Below are 15,527 nucleotides of genomic sequence, written 5' to 3' on the forward strand. Positions count from 1 at the left end.
GCCTTTTCGGGTGACGGGTCGAACTTCAAGATGGATGTCATGTTCAGGGGCGGGGTTACCCGCTCCTACCTGCTGCGGATCGTCATTGCGGATTGTGCAGGCGCGTCTTCGCGCCTACATCGTGGCAACACCATTCCTCTTGTGAGCGGACCTGCCATGAACAGCCTGACCGGCCAATTCGACATTTCAGACGATCGCATCAAGCGGATCGTCGCCGACACACTGAACGGCGCCGACGACGGCGAACTGTTCCTCGAATACAGCGAGAGCGAAGCGCTGATGTTCGACAATGGCAGGCTGAAGACCGCCAATTTCAACACTGACCAGGGTTTTGGCCTTCGCGCCGTGGCCGGCGAGGCCAGCGGCTACGCCCATTCCAGCGATCTTTCCGAGGCGTCGCTGCTGCGCGCCGCCGACGTCGTCTCGACCGTCAAGGGCGGCTATTCCGGCACGCTTGCCGGGGCGCCCGCGCGCACCAACCGCCATCTCTATGGCGAGGAGAACCCGATCCCCTCGCCTTCCTTCGAGGTCAAGGCCAAGCTGTTGCAGGAGATCGACGCATGGCTGCGTGCCGAGGACCCGCGCGTGCGCCAGGTGACGGCCTCGCTCGCGGCGTCCTGGCAGCATGTCGAGATCGTGCGCGCCGACGGCCAGATCGTGCGCGACATCCGCCCGCTGGTCCGCATCAACGTTTCCGTCGTCGTCGGCGACGGCGACCGCCAGGAAAGCGGTTCCTATGGCATGGGCGGGCGCAAGGCGTTCGGCGAGTTCCTGGTCGAGGACGCCTGGAAGCATGCGGCCAGGGAGGCGCTCAGGCAGGCGCTGGTCAATCTCGAAGCCATTCCCGCGCCGGCCGGAACGTTCGACATCGTTTTGTCCAGCGGCTGGCCGGGCGTCATGCTGCATGAGGCTGTCGGCCACGGGCTGGAAGGCGACTTCAACCGCAAGAAGACGTCCGCCTTCGCCGGCCTGCTGGGCCAGCAGGTGGCGGCCAAGGGCGTTACCGTGGTCGATGACGGCACCATGCCGGAGCGGCGGGGTTCGCTGACCGTCGACGATGAAGGCACGCCTTCGGCCCGCAATGTGCTGATCGAGGACGGCAAGCTTGTCGGCTACATGCAGGACCGCCAGAACGCCCGGCTGATGGGCATGAAAGCCACGGGAAACGGCCGGCGCGAAGGCTATGCGCACCAGCCGATGCCGCGCATGACCAACACCTATATGACGGCGGGCGACATGGAGCCGGACGAGATCATCGCCTCGGTCAAGAACGGCATCTATGCCGTATCCTTCGGCGGCGGCCAGGTCGACATCACGTCAGGCAAGTTCGTGTTCGGCTGCACCGAGGCCTACATGATCGAGAACGGCAAGGTGACGCAGCCGATAAAGGGCGCCATGCTGATCGGCAACGGACCGGACGCCATGCACCGTGTGTCGATGATCGGCAACGACATGAAGCTCGACACCGGCATCGGCATGTGCGGCAAGGCCGGACAAGGCGTGCCGGTCGGCGTCGGCCAGCCGCATCTCAGGATGAACCAGATGACCGTCGGCGGCACCAGGGTTTGAGCGAGGAGACGCCAATGGGCTTGAATAGTTCCCCTCACAGGGATATCTTACCTTTGTCTTACACAAGGGTAATACCGCAATGGGTGCAATAGAAAAGCTTATAACGACCGTCTCGACGAAGGGACAAGTCATCCTGCCCAGCGCTATCCGCAAACGGAGGGACTGGGGCGCGGGCACGCGCCTGCAGGTCGAAGACACACCGGACGGTGTACTTTTGAGACCGGCGCCTGCCTTTGCCCCGACACGACCAGAAGATGTCTTTGGTGTCCTGCCGCACAGTGGCAGACCGAAGACCTTGGAGGAGATGGACGCGGCCGTCCTTGCTGAAGCACGGCGGCGCCATGCTCGCGATTGATACCAACGTTGTCGTCAGGTATCTGACGAACGACGATCCCGAGCAGTCCCCGCGAGCCCGGCGGCTGATCGACGGTCAGGCCGTTTTCGTCGCCGTCACGGTGATCCTGGAGGCTGAGTGGGTGCTGCGCAGCGGCTATGGTTATGATCAGGCCTCGATCGTCGATGCACTGCGGGTGTTCGGCGGGCTTCCCACTATCGAGATAGAGGATGCTGCGATGGTCTCTTCCGCGGTCGATCTAGCCGAGACGGGAATGGATTTCGCCGATGCGCTCCATCTGGGCAAGTCCTCGCACTGCTCAGCATTTGTGTCCTTCGACCGTAAGTTCATCAAGGCCGCACAAGCGGCCGGGTACGAAAGCGTTCGCGAAGGCTAGTTTGCCAGCCGGCTACGTCTTGCGGGGGGCGGCAAACTCAAGCACGGCCTTGTGAAAATCGGCGGATTAACGTCGCCGTTTCGGCTTCTCCAGCAGCGCCACGGCCTCGACATGCGGCGACCACAGGAACTGGTCGATGGGCGTGACGCTCTTCAAGATGTAGCCGCCGTCAATCAGGATGCGCAGGTCTCGTGCCAGCGTCACCGGATTGCAGGAGACGGCGGCGACGAACGGCACATCCGAGCGGGCGATCTGCTTCGACTGGTCCTCGGCGCCGGCGCGCGGCGGGTCGAAGACGACGCCATCGAAAGCATTCAGCTCCTTGAACGTCAGCGGCCGCCGGAACAGGTCGCGGCGTTCGCCGGTTACCCGCTTCAGGCCGGTGGCGAAGCGCGATCCGCGGTCGAGCGCCGAAAGGGCTGCCGCGTCGCCTTCGACCGCGTGGACTTCGGATTTGGCCGCCAGCCGAAGCGCAAAGCTGCCGCAGCCGGCGAAAAGATCCGCGACTTTCCTGGCACGCTTCAGATGTCCGCCAACGAGATCGGCCATCGTCTGTTCGGCGGCTTGCGTTGCCTGCAGGAAGGCGCCAGGCGGTATGGCGACAGCGACGGTGCCGAACATGACCACCGGCTTTTTCGGCTCGATGACAATCTCGTCGTCGATCGAAAGCCGGGCAAAGCCATTGGCCATGATGAAGTTGGAGGCGACCCGGCGCTGGTTCTCGCCCAGCTTGCCCGACTCATAGACAGCGACGTCAAGCCCCGAGCCCGTCACAGTGACCGCCATCCGGAACGATTTGGTGGTGGCGCAAACCAGGTCGGCGACCGACCTCAAGCGATCGAGCGCGGCAACGATCTCCGGCAGCGAGATCGGACATTCCTCGATGGGGATGATTTCCGGCGACAGATGGCGATGGAAGCCAAGCAGCATGCCTGTGTCGGCGCGCCTGGCGGCAAGCACGACGCGGCGGCGTGTGTGTGGCGCACACGGCACCAGGGCGCCGATGTCGCCGGCAATGCCTTTCAAGGCATGCACGACCTTGTCGCGTTTCCATTGCTGGTAAGCGTCGGCTTGCAGATGCTGGACGGCGCAGCCGCCACATTCGGTGAAATGCCGGCAGGCCGGATCGATACGCAGCGGCGACGTCTCCAATACCGCCATCAGCATGGCGCGATCCCTCTCGCGCGCGGCGGTGACGGTCTCGCCGGGCAGGGTGAAGGGAATGAACAGCTCGCCGGTTTCCGTCTCGGCGACGCCGTCGCCCTGCGAACCCAGTCTCTTGATGGTGAAGCCCGTGCTCATCGGTCCTTGGTCCCGGCATCCTTGGTCCCGGCATCCTTGATCCCGGCAAGCAGGAATTCGCGGTTGCCGTCCCCGCCTTCGATCGGCGACATGTGCAAGCCCAATGTACGCCAGCCAGGGACGCCTTCGAGCCATTCCTGCAGCAAGCCGGCCACACGGGCGGCGTCATAAGGGTCTTTCAAAAGACCGCCCTTGCCGATCGCCTCGCGGCCGGCCTCGAATTGCGGCTTGACCAGAAACACCGCACGAGCGCCGTCCCGTGCCAATGCCAACGCCGGTGGCATCGCCAGTTTCAACGAGATGAAGCTTACATCGGAGACGATGAAATCGGGGATACGGCCGCCGAGATCGGCAGCCGCGAGCTCGCGAGCGTTGAGGCCCTCGATAACCGTCACGCGCGGGTCGCCCGCAATGTCGGGATGCATCTGGCCGTGGCCGACATCGATGGCCGTGACATGGGCCGCGCCGCGTTCGAGCAGCACCTGGGTGAAGCCGCCTGTCGAGGCGCCGATATCGAGAGCTTCACTGCCCGCGGGATCGAGACTGAAATGGTCGAGCCCGGCGATCAGCTTCAGCGCCGCGCGTGAGACATAACCCTGCGCCGGGTCGTCGATGACGATGAGACAGCGCGGCAGAACCGTCTGGCCGGGCTTGCGGGCGACCACGCCGTCGACCATCACGGTGCCGCGCTCGACCGCGTCGCGGGCGCGCGAGCGGCTCGCAAACAGGCCGCGCTGGACGAGCAATTCGTCGAGCCGCTGGCGTGTGCTGGCTGGCAGAGGGGAGTTCATCGGCCTTCATGGCGAAAGCCGGCCGCGAAGGCAAGGACATTGGCATGGGAGGACGTCGAGACCCGGGCCGCAAGCCAGTCCGCCCGGTTGAATAGCGCAGCCAGTCCGGCAAGATGTAGAGGCTCAGGCAATGCGGAGGAAGACGAATGCTGACGGGAACCTGCCATTGCGGCGCCGCCCACTGGACGCTGGAAGGCGATCCCGGCCCGATCACGGCCTGCAATTGCACGCTTTGCCGCCGCTATGGCACGCTCTGGGCCTATGACTTTGTCGACGAGCGTATCCGGCTTGCGGGGCCTGTGCAGTCCTACACCCGCGCCGGCAAGGAGACGCCGTCGCTGGAAATCCTGTTTTGCCCGACATGTGCCTGTGTGCTTGCCTGGCGCGGTTTGCGCCGCAGCGACAGCAGCCGCACGCGTATCGCCGTCAATGTCAGGCTGGCACCGCCTGAGGCGGTCGCCGACCTGCCGATCGACCATTTCGACGGGCTGGACACTTATGACGACCTGCCGCGCGATGGGCGCTGCGTGCGCGATATGTGGTTTTAGAAGATCGTCCGTGAGACCTGCCGTTCAACGGCCGGCATCAGGCCGTCGCTTCCGTCATCTGAAGCCTGCTTGCGCGGGCGCTCGACAGCAACGACTGGTGCGTCCGGCACGACGACAAGCTGCGGCACCTGCTTGTAGGAAAAAGCGCCCCTGATATCGCCCATCTTGCGGGCGACGATGCCTGCCACCGCCTGTTCGAGCTTGCGGTCATAGCGCGTCTCGGCCATGGCCGGCGCGGCGATGACGGCCAAAAGGGCCGCGCCGCACAGAAGCGTTCGCATTGTTTTTAACTCCCTGCCTAGAGGCAGTTCTAGCAGGGCGGCGTTGAAAAACGGCCAAAAGAGACGGTAAGCGAAACGCCAAAGAGAAGCGTTAACAAAGTGTTAAGCTTGCACAGGCAACTGCTTCAGCTGCGTGAGGTTTGATTCAGGCGCGCTGCGCGCGCGCGGAATGGCCGAGCGCGACGAACACGGTGCGCACGATGCCGGCCGCGTCGAGCCCGGCATCGGCATACATTTTTTCCGGCTTGGCGTGGTCGGTGAACTCGTCTGGCAGCACCAGCGGCCGAACTTTCAGACCGCTTTCCAGCAGGCCTTCATGGGCGAGGAACTGCAGCACGTGGCTGGCGAAACCGCCGACAGCGCCCTCTTCCACCGTCACCAGCACTTCGTGCGAGCGGGCAAGACGGCGGATCAAATCCTCGTCGAGCGGCTTGGCGAAACGGGCGTCCGCAACCGTTGTCGACAATCCGGCCGCGCCGAGTTCCTCGGCCGCCAGCAGGCAATCCTGCAGCCGGGTGCCAAAGGACAGAAGCGCCACCTTGGTGCCTTCCCTGACGATGCGGCCCTTGCCAATTTCGAGCACCGAGCCGCGCTCCGGCATGTCGACGCCGACGCCATTGCCGCGCGGATAGCGGAAGGCGATCGGGCCTTCGTCATAATAGCCGGCGGTGCGCACCATGTGGCGAAGCTCCGCCTCGTCGGCGGCCGCCATCACCACGAAGCCCGGCAGCGTCGCCAGGAAGGTGGTGTCGAAGGCGCCGCAATGAGTGGCGCCGTCGGCGCCGACGAAACCGGCGCGGTCGATCGGGAAACGCACCGGCAGTTTCTGGATCGCCACATCATGGACGACCTGATCGTAGGCGCGCTGCAGGAAGGTCGAATAGATGGCGGCGAAGGGCTTGTAGCCCTCGCTGGCGAGGCCGGCGGCGAAGGTCACGGCATGTTGCTCGGCAATGCCGACATCGAAGGTCCGGGTCGGAAACGCTTCGCCGAACAAATCGAGGCCGGTGCCGTTCGGCATGGCGGCGGTGACGGCGACGATGCGGTCGTCCAGGCGGGCCTCCTGGACCAGGCTCTCGGCGAACACCTTGGTGTAGGCCGGCGCATTGGCCGGGGCCTTGGTCTGCGCGCCGGTGATGACGTCGAACTTGTTGACGCCGTGATATTTGTCGGCCGCGGCCTCGGCCGGCGCGTAGCCCTTGCCCTTCTGGGTCACGACATGGATCAGCACCGGGCCGTCGGCATGGTCGCGGACGTTCTTCAGCACCGGGATCAGATGCTCGAGATTGTGGCCGTCGATCGGGCCGATATGGTAGAAGCCAAGCTCCTCGAACAGCGTGCCGCCGGTGACGTAGCCGCGCGCATGCTCGACCGCCCGCTTGATGGCGCGATCGGCACGCTTGCCGAGATAGGAGGTCAGTTTCTTGCCGAAATCGCGCAGGCCAAGATAGGTCTTGCCAGAGGCAAGCCGCGCCAGATAGGCGCTCATGGCGCCGGTCGGCGGCGCGATCGACATGTCGTTGTCGTTGAGAATGACGATCAGGCGAGCATCGAGCGCGCCGGCATTGTTCATGGCTTCATAGGCCATGCCGGCAGACATGGCGCCGTCGCCGATGACGGCAATGACATTGTTGTGGCCGCCGGAGAGGTCGCGCGCCATGGCCATGCCGAGGCCAGCGGAAATGGAGGTCGAGGAGTGCGCGGCGCCGAACGGGTCGTATTCGCTCTCGGCGCGACGGGTGAAGCCGGACAGGCCGCCTTCTTGCCTGAGCGTGCGGATGCGGTCGCGGCGGCCGGTCAGGATCTTGTGCGGATAGGCCTGGTGGCCGACATCCCAGATCACGCGGTCTTCCGGCGTGTTGAAGACATAGTGCAGCGCCACCGTCAGTTCGACGACACCGAGGCCGGCGCCGAGATGCCCGCCCGTATGCGAGACGGCATCGATCAGCTCCGCGCGCAGCTCCGAGGCCAGCTGCGGCAGCTCGCTTTCGTCAAGCTTCTTCAGGTCGGCTGGAATGCGGACCTTGTCGAGAAGCGGCGTATGCAGCGTTGCGTTCACTGTTAAAGGCCTGCTCAGCTATGATGCGCGTCGATCATGGCGAAATATGCCTGCGTCGCCCGAATGTAAATGCGTGTCAGTGACGCGGGTGATGCTGACGTTAATTGTCCGGTAACGGAATGAACTCTTCCTCATCTCCAGGAACGATATCGAAGCGGCCCGTCTTCCATTCCTGCTTGGCCTCTTCGATGCGTTCCTTCGACGACGAGACGAAGTTCCACCAGATGTGGCGCGGAGAGCCGAGCGAAGCGCCCCCGAAGAGCATGAAATGGGCGCCGCGCTCGGACGACACGACGATCTCGTCACCAGGCCGGAACACCAGCAGCCGTTCGGCCGGAAAACGGTCGCCCGAAACCGAGACATCGCCGTCCAGCGTGTAGATGGCGCGTTCCTCGGCGTTGGCGGGAATTTTGACGCTGGCGCCGGGCGCCAGCCTCAGATCGGCGTAGAGCGTCTCGGTGTCGGCTCTTACCGGCGAGCGCAGTCCCTGGAAATCGCCGATCACCACGCGGCCGGAAACACCTTCGGCGTCGATCTCGGGCAGAAGGAGCGCGGCCGTGTTCTCGAACACCGGCGCCACTTCCTCCTTGCCGTCGGGCAAAGCCAGCCATGTCTGCAGGCCGGAGACCGACATTGGCGCGCCGCGCAGTTCTTCGGGCGTGCGCTCGGAATGGACGATACCGCGGCCGGCGGTCATCAAATTCACGTCGCCCGGCTGGATGACCATCTCGGTGCCGAGCGAATCGCGGTGCCTGATATTGCCGTCGAACAGATAGGTGACGGTGGAAAGCCCGATATGCGGGTGCGGGCGCACATCCATCGCCTGCCCGGCGCGCAAGATGGCCGGCCCCATGCGGTCGAAGAAGATGAAGGGACCAACCAGCCGCCGCTTTGCCGTCGGCAGAGCGCGGCGAACCTGGAAGCCGCCAATATCCTTGGCGTTTGGAATGACCATGAGCTCGATCTGGTCGCTGGCGAAGGCATCGCCAGGCTCAGGGTCCTTGCCGGGGAAGAAACTCATCTGGATGTCCTCAGGCGAAGCGGAGCGCCGATTTGGCTTTTGCCTTGGCCGCCACCTCTTCGCGATTGCGCGGATGATGCGTGGTTTCCAGCGAATGCAGCAATTCATGCGCCGATTCGGCGATCGCCTCGACGGCACGGTCGAAGGCCGCCTGGTTGCGCTGCGAGGGCCGCGTCGTTCCGCTCAGTTTGCGCACGAATTGAAGCGCGGCGTCGCGGATCTCGTCATGGGTCGCCGGCGGCTCGAAATTGAACAGGGTCTTGATGTTTCTGCACATGCTTGAACTCCTATCTGCTTTATGCCCGCCCCATTCCACTACTCCGCGTCGAGCGGCTCCGTTCCCACCGGTTTGCCATCACGCGACAGCCTGATCTTCTCGACCTTGTCTTCGGCGGCCTTCAGCAGCCGGTCGCAATGGGCCTTCAGCGCCTCGCCGCGCTCATAGATCTTGATCGACTGGTCGAGCGGCACGTCGCCGCGTTCCAGATCATCGACAATCTTTTCCAGCGCGTCGAGTGCCTGCTCGAAGCTCATCGCCTTGACGTCTTCGTTTGCTTCGCCAGCCATACTTTATCCCTTCATCAGCCGCCCGACATGGGCAGCGACCGAAAATGCCAATCCCTGCAGATCGTAGCCGCCCTCGAGCAGGCTGACGAGCCGATTGCCGCTGTGGCGCCCGGCGCGTTCCAGCAACTGGCCGGTCGCCCAGTCGAAATCGTCCTCGCTGAGGTTGATCTCGGCCAACGGATCGCGATGGTGAGCGTCGAACCCTGCGGAAATGATGATCAGATCGGGCGCGAAATTGTCGAGTGCCGGCAGGACGCGCGACAGCAAGGCATCGCGAAACATGTCCGAGCCGGTCTGCGGCGCCAGGGGCGCGTTGACGATGTTGCCGGCGCCGGTTTCGTTTTTAGCCCCGGTGCCGGGATAGAGCGGCATCTGGTGCGTCGAACAATAGAGCACCGAGGGATCGTCCCAGAAAATGTCCTGCGTGCCATTGCCGTGATGCACGTCCCAGTCGACGATGGCGACACGCTCGGCGCCGTGTTTCTTCTGCGCGTAGCGGGCCGCGATCGCCGCGGTGTTGAACAGGCAAAAGCCCATGGCCGTGGTCTTTTCGGCATGATGGCCGGGCGGACGCGCGGCGACGAAGGCATTGGCAACGCTGCCCTCGAAGACGTCGTCGACGGCAGCGTTGGCCGCACCGATGGCAGTGACCACCGCCTGCCAGCTTTTCGGGCTGGCGCTGGTGTCGGCGTCGATCGAGGCAATGCCGCTTTCAGGGATCGCGGCGCGGACGCGGGCGACGAAATCCTCGGGGTGGGCGTAGAGGATTGTGGCCTCGTCGCCTTGCGGCGCCGTTACCCGATCGAGTGCGGTGAAGGCCTCGTCGTCGAGCACGCGCTCGATAGCGCGCAAGCGGTCCGGCCGCTCCGGATGACCGGGGGGCGTCAGATGTTCGAGGAAGATCGGATGGGTGTAGAGCCTGGTGACCATGACCCGATATAGGCGCGCCCGGCCGCTTTGACCATGGTTTGACGCCTCACCGCCCCGACGTTCAACAGGGATTACACCACGGGCGCGGGCTGCGTCCAGCGCGAGCCGCCGAAGGAAGCCACCGCCTTGTCCCTGAGTTCCCTGAACTTGGACGACGCCTCGGCCAGCCGCTGGTCCCATTCGGCGTTCGGCACCTGGCCTTCGATGGTCTTGAAATAGACCTGCATCAGGCAGGCGATGGCGAAGGGTTCGATGAAGGCCGCCTTGAAGGCCCAGGCAAGGAGGATGGCGAGCACGAAGGCCCAGCCGCCGAGCTGCCCCGGAATGAACCACATGATGGCGGCGGCCGGCGCCAGCATCAAAAGGAAGATGACGAAGGACACACCCCACATGATGACCGCCAGCCAGACGGCGTTCTTGACCATGGTCTTGCCGTTCTGGGCATAGAGCACGACGCCTTGCCGGGCGGTTTCGAAGGGCGACGAGGAATTGATACGGATGTTGTAGCCGAGGATGATCTCGTCGACATAGGTCAGCGACAGGCGGATGACCGTATTGATGAAAGCGACCAGGCCGCCGAGGCCCGGAATGGGCAGGAAGGCGGCGATGCCGCCGATCAGGCCGGTGATGGCGCGGATGGCGCCCTTGACCAGCTGGTCGACCACGAAAAGGATGTTGGCCTCGGCGAAACGTTCCTTCACCACACCCTTGGCGTAGGCGATCTGGTCCTGGCCATTGGGAATCTCGCGGCCATCGATCAACTGGACCATGACGGCGATATGGCCGGCCTTGACGACGTAGAGGATGTATTCGCGGATCCAGTAGAGCGCGATCGAAACGATGCCGATGCCGACGATGCCGCCCCACAGTGCAAAGGAAAGCGGCCCGTCGGGATCGGTGGAGATATGGCCGACGCCATAGCCGACCGAGGCGCCGCTGCCGGTCGCCACGATATAGGCGAGCGTGATGCCGAAATAGACGATCATGCGAAAGACGATGAATGGCCATGTCCTGATCATGATGGACACCGACCTGCCGATTTCGAAATCCCACATGCGCCCGAATCTCCCCTCAGAGATGGACGGCGAGGATGAACCCGGGCCGGGAATTGTCAATCTCGGCAAATGCCGGGTCTCGGCCGACCAGATTTCAGGCCGGCTGCGAACCCTGTTTTTTGAGAAGGCCTTCAAGCAGTTGCTGGAAGGCTGCCACCACGGTCTTCGACGTCGCTTCGGGGTCGTTCGAATTGGCGATGCGCTGCGCCGCCTGGCTGCTGGCGCCGTTGATCAGCCGGGCGGCGGTTTCGGGGTCGAAGCCGGGGACGACCACCCCCTCCTGCTGCAGAGCCGTCAGATGATCGGTCATCGAGCCGACGCAGGCATTGGCGTTCGGCCATTGCGCCGGATCGCCGAGCACAGCCGGACCGTCGCGAAACATGATGCGCTGGATTTCCGGCTCCAGCGCCATTTCGATATAGGTCGTGCATTCGTCGACGAAACGCTGCCAGCGGCTTGGCGCCCGCGACGCAATCTCATGGATGCGGACGGCCATCTCGCCATCGATTTCGGCGATGACGGCCTGCAGCAGGCCCTTCTTGTCGCCGAAATGATGATAGAGCGCACCGCGCGTCAGCCCGGCCGAGGCGGTGAAGTCGTCCATCGACGCGTCGGCATAGCCGATCGTGCCGAAAGCGTGGCGGGCCGCCGTGATCAGCTTGGCGCGCGTTTCGGCAATCATCTCCTTGCGGGGTCTGTGCATGGTTCTGGCCTTATTCACATACGCTTCGTATGCCAATTGACATACGCGGCGTATCGACTACCTATATTCATACGCACCGTATGTAATTGTCGAATTGGCCTTTGTCGAGGAACCAGCCATGCAAAACCCATACTCGGAAATCTTTCGTGCCCCTGGAGCCAAGGGGTTTGCCGCCGCGGGCTTCCTCGCGCGGCTGCCGATCGCCATGGCGCCGATCGGCATCGTGGCCATGCTGTCGCAGACACGTGGCGAATACTGGCTGGCGGGAGCTGTCTCGGCGACGTTCGCGCTGAGCAACGCTTTCGTGGCGCCGCAGATATCACGGCTGGTCGATCGCCTCGGCCAGACGCGGATCGTGATTCCGACCACCATCCTCACCGTGCTCGCCTTCGCGGTGCTGATTGCCGCAGCCAATCAGGACTGGCCGGTGTGGACGCTGTTTGTGTCGGCACTGGCGGCCGCCGCCATGCCCAGCATGCCGGCGATGGTGCGCGCGCGCTGGACCGAGATTTTTCGCGGCCGGCCGCAGATGAACACCGCATTCGCCTTCGAATCGGCGGCGGACGAACTCGTCTACATTGCAGGCGCATCGCTGTCGGTGGGCTTGAGTGCCGCTCTGTTCCCGGAAGCCGGTGTCCTGGTCAGCACGCTATTCCTCGCCCTTGGCTCGGCAGCCTTCATCCTGCAGCGTTCGACCGAACCACAAGTGCGGCCGGTGGACCATGTCTCGAGCGGCTCGGCAATCCGGCTCAGGCCGGTGCAGATCATCACCTTCGCCCTGATCTTCGTCGGCGCCACCTTCGCGACGACGGAAGTGACCACGGTGGCGATCACCAAGGAACTCGGCCAGCCGGGCGCCGCCAGCCTCGTCATCGGCGTCTATGCGCTGGGATCGTTCGTGCTCGGCCTCGTCGTCGGTGCGCTCAACCTGAAAGCGGCGCTGCAGCGCCAGTTGGCCCTCGCGGTCGCCCTCGTCGCGCTCGGCACGCTGCTGCCGCTCACCGCCGACACGGTGCCGCTGCTGGCGCTGACCGTTTTCATCAGCGGCGTGGCGATCTCGCCGACCTTCATCACCGCCTTCGGCCTGATCGAGCGGCACGTGCCGGAAGCGATGCTGACCGAAGGCATCACCTGGGTGATGACCGGCATCGGCATCGGCATGGCGCTCGGGTCGTTTGCCGCCGGCGCGGTGGTGGATGAGTTCGGCGCCAGGAACGGGTTCTGGGTCTCGGTGGCGGCCGGCGTCATCGCATTGGTCACGGTGTTGCTGGGCCAGCGCAGCCTGGCCACCCACACATGCGAGCTGGACGGATGCGACGCTGCCGCCGTTCCCGCGGAGTGAGGATAGGCCTGACGTTGGCTTTGGAGACCACCGCAAACGTTCGGAATTAGGTGAGGCCTCTGGCGTCGTCATCCACGGGCGAAGCGGGAGCGAAGCGGACGCGCAGACCCGAGGAGCCATTCCGTTACCGTAGGGTGCAGCGGAGCAGAATTCTGCACCGTTGCAACGCGTCGAAGTCGCGGCATGGATCCTATGGTCTGCGCCGCGTCGCTTCGCTCCTTGCTTCGCCATAGGATGACGAACGCGTGGAGGCTTCAGCAAATCGCAGAAGCAGGCGACCTGCCCGCGCAATTTTTTCGGCAGCGTCGCTCTTGCGCGACGAACTAGATAATCTCGGTCTTGGCGATATGTATGCCAAAGCCTTCAAGCCCGACATAGTGGCGCTCGCGCGAGGCGATCAGGTTGATCGAGGAAATGCCGAGGTCCTTCAGGATCTGGGCGCCGAGGCCGATTTCTCGCCACTCGTTCTCACGGCGGCGGGCCTCTTCGTGGTCCTCACGGTCGGCACTCATCGGCCGGTTGCGCTCCTGATGGGCGACGCCGACCGAACCCTCCCGGAGATAGACGATGACGCCGCGCTTGCGTTCGCCCATCGCCTTCATAATGGCGTCGAGCCGGTGGCTGGTGCCGAACACGTCGGTCACCACATCCTCGGAATGCAGCCGCACCGGCACGTCCTCGCCGTCACGGATGTCGCCGAAAACGACCGCGACATGGTGCATGGAATCCCAGGGCAGCGTGTAGGTGAAGACCTGTGCCTTGCCGCCGAGTGTGTCGATTTCGGAGCAGGCGACGCGTTCGACCAGCGTTTCCTTGCGCTGCCGGTAGGCGATGAGGTCGGCGACCGAGACCTGCTTGAGGCCGTGTTCCTCGGCAAAGCTCGCCACCTGCGGGCCGCGCTTGACGGTGCCGTCGTCATTGACCAACTCCGAGATCACGCCAACCGGCGGCAGGCCGGCAAGTTTGCACAAGTCAACCGCGGCTTCGGTATGGCCCGAGCGCATCAGCACGCCGCCTTCCCTAGCGATCAGCGGGAAGATGTGGCCGGGCCGGACGAAATCCGAACCGCCGACATTGCCGTTGGCCAGGTTGCGCACGGTCAGCGTGCGGTCCTCGGCCGAAATGCCGGTGGTGGTGCCATGCTTGAAATCGACGCTGACGGTAAAGGCCGTGGTGTGGGCGGAATCATTGTCGGCGACCATCGGCTGCAGATTGAGCCGCTTGGCCTCCTCGCGCGGCATCGGCGTGCAGACGATGCCGGAGGTGTGACGGATGATGAAGGCCATTTTCTCCGGGCTGCAATGCACGGCGGCAACGATCAGGTCGCCCTCGTTCTCACGCCCGTCATCGTCCATGACGACGACGATCTCGCCGCGTTCGAAGGCGCGTATGGCTTCGACGATTTTCTTCTGATCGTATGGCATTGGCTCGCTTCGCTCGCAGGGAATAGGGTTGGGCAGTAGGAGTTAGGGAAGGAAGGACGGGCTGGCCTATTGCCTAATCCCTACTGCCTAATCCCTGGCCTGTCTGTCCCCGGTGCCGCAGATAATGGTCCGCGATGGCGCAGGCAACCATGGCTTCGCCGATCGGCACGGCACGGATGCCGACGCAGGGATCGTGGCGGCCCTTGGTCATGACGTCGACGTCGTTGCCGTCCTTGTCGATGGATTTGCGCGGCGTCAGGATCGACGAGGTCGGCTTGACGGCGAGGCGGGCGACGATCGCCTGGCCGGTCGAGATGCCGCCCAGAATGCCGCCGGCATTGTTGGACAGGAAGACCGGCTTGCCGTCATTGCCGATGCGCATCTCGTCGGCATTCTGTTCGCCGGTGATGCGGGCGGCCTCGAAGCCGTTGCCGATCTCGACGCCCTTGACGGCGTTGATCGACATCAGGCCGGACGCGATGTCCTGGTCGAGCTTGGCGTATATCGGCGCGCCAAGGCCGGCTGGCACGCCGTCGGCGACGATCTCGATAACCGCGCCGACCGAGGAGCCGGATTTGCGGATGCCGTCGAGGTATTGCGTGAAGACGGGAACGGACGCCGGATCGGGGGTGAAGAACGGGTTTTCGGCGTCACCGATGAAATTCCAGTTCCAGTTGGCGCGGTCGATGGATTTCTCGCCCATCGAGACCAGCGCGCCGCGCACCACCATGCCGGGCACCACCTTGCGCGCCAAGGCGCCGGCCGCCACGCGAGCGGCGGTCTCGCGGGCCGAAGAACGGCCGCCGCCGCGATGGTCGCGCAGGCCGTATTTGACGTCATAGGTGTAGTCGGCGTGGCCGGGACGGTACTGGCGGGCGATCTCGCCATAGTCCTTGGAGCGCTGGTCGACATTCTCGATCAGCATCGAGACGGGCGTGCCGGTGGTGATCATCGACTCGCCGTCCTCGTCGAGGATGAAGCCGGACAGCACCTTCACCTCGTCCGGTTCGCGGCGCTGCGTCACAAAACGTGACTGGCCGGGGCGGCGCTTGTCGAGTTCGGCCTGAATTTCGGCCCGTGTGAAGCGGATGCCGGGCGGGCAGCCGTCGACGACACAGCCGAGCGACGGGCCATGGCTTTCGCCCCAGGTGGTGACGCGGAAGAGATGGCCGAACGTGTTGTGAGACATGAATTTTAGCCCTGC

At 64.2% G+C, this 15,527-nt stretch carries 17 protein-coding genes; 5 read left to right on the plus strand and 12 right to left on the minus strand.

Annotated elements, in window-relative coordinates; all coding sequences use genetic code 11:
• The first annotated feature begins 156 nt into the window (after nt 1–156).
• The 3 genes from tldD to ACYG9R_RS03900 all read left to right on the plus strand — a co-directional run bounded on the left by tldD (nt 157) and on the right by ACYG9R_RS03900 (nt 2,300).
• Nucleotides 157–1,569, plus strand: a complete 1,413-nt coding sequence (gene tldD / locus ACYG9R_RS03890; protein ID WP_023668424.1) for a metalloprotease TldD — start codon at nt 157–159, stop codon at nt 1,567–1,569.
• A 79-nt stretch (nt 1,570–1,648) separates the two neighbouring features.
• Nucleotides 1,649–1,924 carry an AbrB/MazE/SpoVT family DNA-binding domain-containing protein gene (locus ACYG9R_RS03895; RefSeq protein ID WP_081725433.1) on the plus strand — a complete coding sequence of 92 codons (276 nt, stop codon included), beginning with the start codon at nt 1,649–1,651 and terminating at the stop codon, nt 1,922–1,924.
• A complete protein-coding gene (locus ACYG9R_RS03900) occupies nt 1,911–2,300 on the plus strand; it encodes a type II toxin-antitoxin system VapC family toxin (RefSeq protein ID WP_023824246.1) in 390 nt (129 codons plus the stop codon). The genes ACYG9R_RS03895 and ACYG9R_RS03900 overlap by 14 nt, the downstream gene beginning before the upstream one ends.
• 66 nt (nt 2,301–2,366) lie before the next feature.
• On the opposite strand, the gene ACYG9R_RS03905 is transcribed toward ACYG9R_RS03900, so the two are convergent.
• A complete protein-coding gene (locus ACYG9R_RS03905) occupies nt 2,367–3,602 on the minus strand; it encodes a class I SAM-dependent RNA methyltransferase (RefSeq protein WP_023668426.1) in 1,236 nt (411 codons plus the stop codon).
• On the minus strand, nt 3,599–4,393 hold the full coding sequence (locus ACYG9R_RS03910) for a TlyA family RNA methyltransferase (protein WP_023824247.1): 795 nt from the start codon (nt 4,391–4,393) through the stop codon (nt 3,599–3,601). The genes ACYG9R_RS03905 and ACYG9R_RS03910 overlap by 4 nt, the downstream gene beginning before the upstream one ends.
• Before the next feature lie 146 nt (nt 4,394–4,539).
• Between ACYG9R_RS03910 and ACYG9R_RS03915 the strand changes: the two genes are divergently transcribed.
• Nucleotides 4,540–4,941: a GFA family protein gene (locus ACYG9R_RS03915; RefSeq protein ID WP_023668428.1), complete on the plus strand. Its 402-nt coding sequence runs from the start codon at nt 4,540–4,542 to the stop codon at nt 4,939–4,941.
• Here ACYG9R_RS03915 and ACYG9R_RS03920 read toward each other — a convergent pair.
• The 8 genes from ACYG9R_RS03920 to ACYG9R_RS03955 form a co-directional block, all read right to left on the minus strand.
• Entirely contained in the window at nt 4,938–5,222 is a 285-nt protein-coding gene (locus ACYG9R_RS03920) for a hypothetical protein (protein WP_023668429.1), read from the minus strand. The genes ACYG9R_RS03915 and ACYG9R_RS03920 overlap by 4 nt on opposite strands.
• A 145-nt stretch (nt 5,223–5,367) precedes the next feature.
• Entirely contained in the window at nt 5,368–7,281 is a 1,914-nt protein-coding gene (gene dxs, locus ACYG9R_RS03925; protein ID WP_023702019.1) for a 1-deoxy-D-xylulose-5-phosphate synthase, read from the minus strand.
• 100 nt (nt 7,282–7,381) lie between these two features.
• Nucleotides 7,382–8,302, minus strand: coding sequence for a pirin family protein (locus tag ACYG9R_RS03930; protein WP_023824248.1), 921 nt, complete (start codon nt 8,300–8,302; stop codon nt 7,382–7,384).
• Between the two features lie 10 nt (nt 8,303–8,312).
• Nucleotides 8,313–8,579 carry a DUF2277 domain-containing protein gene (locus tag ACYG9R_RS03935; RefSeq protein ID WP_023668432.1) on the minus strand — a complete coding sequence of 89 codons (267 nt, stop codon included), beginning with the start codon at nt 8,577–8,579 and terminating at the stop codon, nt 8,313–8,315.
• A 38-nt stretch (nt 8,580–8,617) separates the two neighbouring features.
• Nucleotides 8,618–8,869: an exodeoxyribonuclease VII small subunit gene (locus ACYG9R_RS03940; RefSeq protein WP_023668433.1), complete on the minus strand. Its 252-nt coding sequence runs from the start codon at nt 8,867–8,869 to the stop codon at nt 8,618–8,620.
• Nucleotides 8,870–8,872: 3 nt separating this feature from the next.
• A complete protein-coding gene (locus ACYG9R_RS03945) occupies nt 8,873–9,799 on the minus strand; it encodes a histone deacetylase family protein (RefSeq protein WP_023685412.1) in 927 nt (308 codons plus the stop codon).
• Between the two features lie 71 nt (nt 9,800–9,870).
• On the minus strand, nt 9,871–10,854 hold the full coding sequence (locus tag ACYG9R_RS03950; protein WP_023824249.1) for a hypothetical protein: 984 nt from the start codon (nt 10,852–10,854) through the stop codon (nt 9,871–9,873).
• A 94-nt stretch (nt 10,855–10,948) separates the two neighbouring features.
• Entirely contained in the window at nt 10,949–11,557 is a 609-nt protein-coding gene (locus ACYG9R_RS03955) for a TetR/AcrR family transcriptional regulator (RefSeq protein ID WP_023824250.1), read from the minus strand.
• A 118-nt stretch (nt 11,558–11,675) separates the two neighbouring features.
• Here ACYG9R_RS03955 and ACYG9R_RS03960 point away from each other — a divergent pair, with 118 nt between their 5' ends.
• On the plus strand, nt 11,676–12,899 hold the full coding sequence (locus ACYG9R_RS03960) for an MFS transporter (RefSeq protein ID WP_023747551.1): 1,224 nt from the start codon (nt 11,676–11,678) through the stop codon (nt 12,897–12,899).
• 323 nt (nt 12,900–13,222) lie between these two features.
• Here the strand turns inward: ACYG9R_RS03960 and ribB are convergent, their stop codons facing one another.
• Together ribB and aroC are read right to left on the minus strand one after the other, a co-directional pair.
• The gene (gene ribB / locus ACYG9R_RS03965; protein WP_023668438.1) at nt 13,223–14,323 is read right to left on the minus strand and encodes a 3,4-dihydroxy-2-butanone-4-phosphate synthase; all 1,101 of its coding nucleotides are present in this window, start codon (nt 14,321–14,323) and stop codon (nt 13,223–13,225) included.
• A gap of 73 nt (nt 14,324–14,396) precedes the next feature.
• Entirely contained in the window at nt 14,397–15,512 is a 1,116-nt protein-coding gene (gene aroC, locus ACYG9R_RS03970) for a chorismate synthase (RefSeq protein WP_460221807.1), read from the minus strand.
• Nucleotides 15,513–15,527 lie beyond the last annotated feature (15 nt).

This window comes from Mesorhizobium sp. RSR565B, assembly GCF_054719465.1.

Coding starts and splice junctions, on each gene's coding strand:
- ACYG9R_RS03905 (WP_023668426.1), bottom strand. CDS start 3,602: ATGAGCACGGGCTTCACCATCAAGAGACTGGGTTCGCAGGGCGACGGC.
- ACYG9R_RS03930 (WP_023824248.1), bottom strand. CDS start 8,302: ATGAGTTTCTTCCCCGGCAAGGACCCTGAGCCTGGCGATGCCTTCGCC.
- ACYG9R_RS03910 (WP_023824247.1), bottom strand. CDS start 4,393: ATGAACTCCCCTCTGCCAGCCAGCACACGCCAGCGGCTCGACGAATTG.
- ACYG9R_RS03895 (WP_081725433.1), top strand. CDS start 1,649: ATGGGTGCAATAGAAAAGCTTATAACGACCGTCTCGACGAAGGGACAA.
- ACYG9R_RS03945 (WP_023685412.1), bottom strand. CDS start 9,799: ATGGTCACCAGGCTCTACACCCATCCGATCTTCCTCGAACATCTGACG.
- ACYG9R_RS03900 (WP_023824246.1), top strand. CDS start 1,911: ATGCTCGCGATTGATACCAACGTTGTCGTCAGGTATCTGACGAACGAC.
- ACYG9R_RS03935 (WP_023668432.1), bottom strand. CDS start 8,579: ATGTGCAGAAACATCAAGACCCTGTTCAATTTCGAGCCGCCGGCGACC.
- ACYG9R_RS03940 (WP_023668433.1), bottom strand. CDS start 8,869: ATGGCTGGCGAAGCAAACGAAGACGTCAAGGCGATGAGCTTCGAGCAG.
- ACYG9R_RS03950 (WP_023824249.1), bottom strand. CDS start 10,854: ATGTGGGATTTCGAAATCGGCAGGTCGGTGTCCATCATGATCAGGACA.
- ACYG9R_RS03920 (WP_023668429.1), bottom strand. CDS start 5,222: ATGCGAACGCTTCTGTGCGGCGCGGCCCTTTTGGCCGTCATCGCCGCG.
- aroC (WP_460221807.1), bottom strand. CDS start 15,512: ATGTCTCACAACACGTTCGGCCATCTCTTCCGCGTCACCACCTGGGGC.
- ACYG9R_RS03955 (WP_023824250.1), bottom strand. CDS start 11,557: ATGCACAGACCCCGCAAGGAGATGATTGCCGAAACGCGCGCCAAGCTG.
- ribB (WP_023668438.1), bottom strand. CDS start 14,323: ATGCCATACGATCAGAAGAAAATCGTCGAAGCCATACGCGCCTTCGAA.
- ACYG9R_RS03960 (WP_023747551.1), top strand. CDS start 11,676: ATGCAAAACCCATACTCGGAAATCTTTCGTGCCCCTGGAGCCAAGGGG.
- tldD (WP_023668424.1), top strand. CDS start 157: ATGAACAGCCTGACCGGCCAATTCGACATTTCAGACGATCGCATCAAG.
- ACYG9R_RS03915 (WP_023668428.1), top strand. CDS start 4,540: ATGCTGACGGGAACCTGCCATTGCGGCGCCGCCCACTGGACGCTGGAA.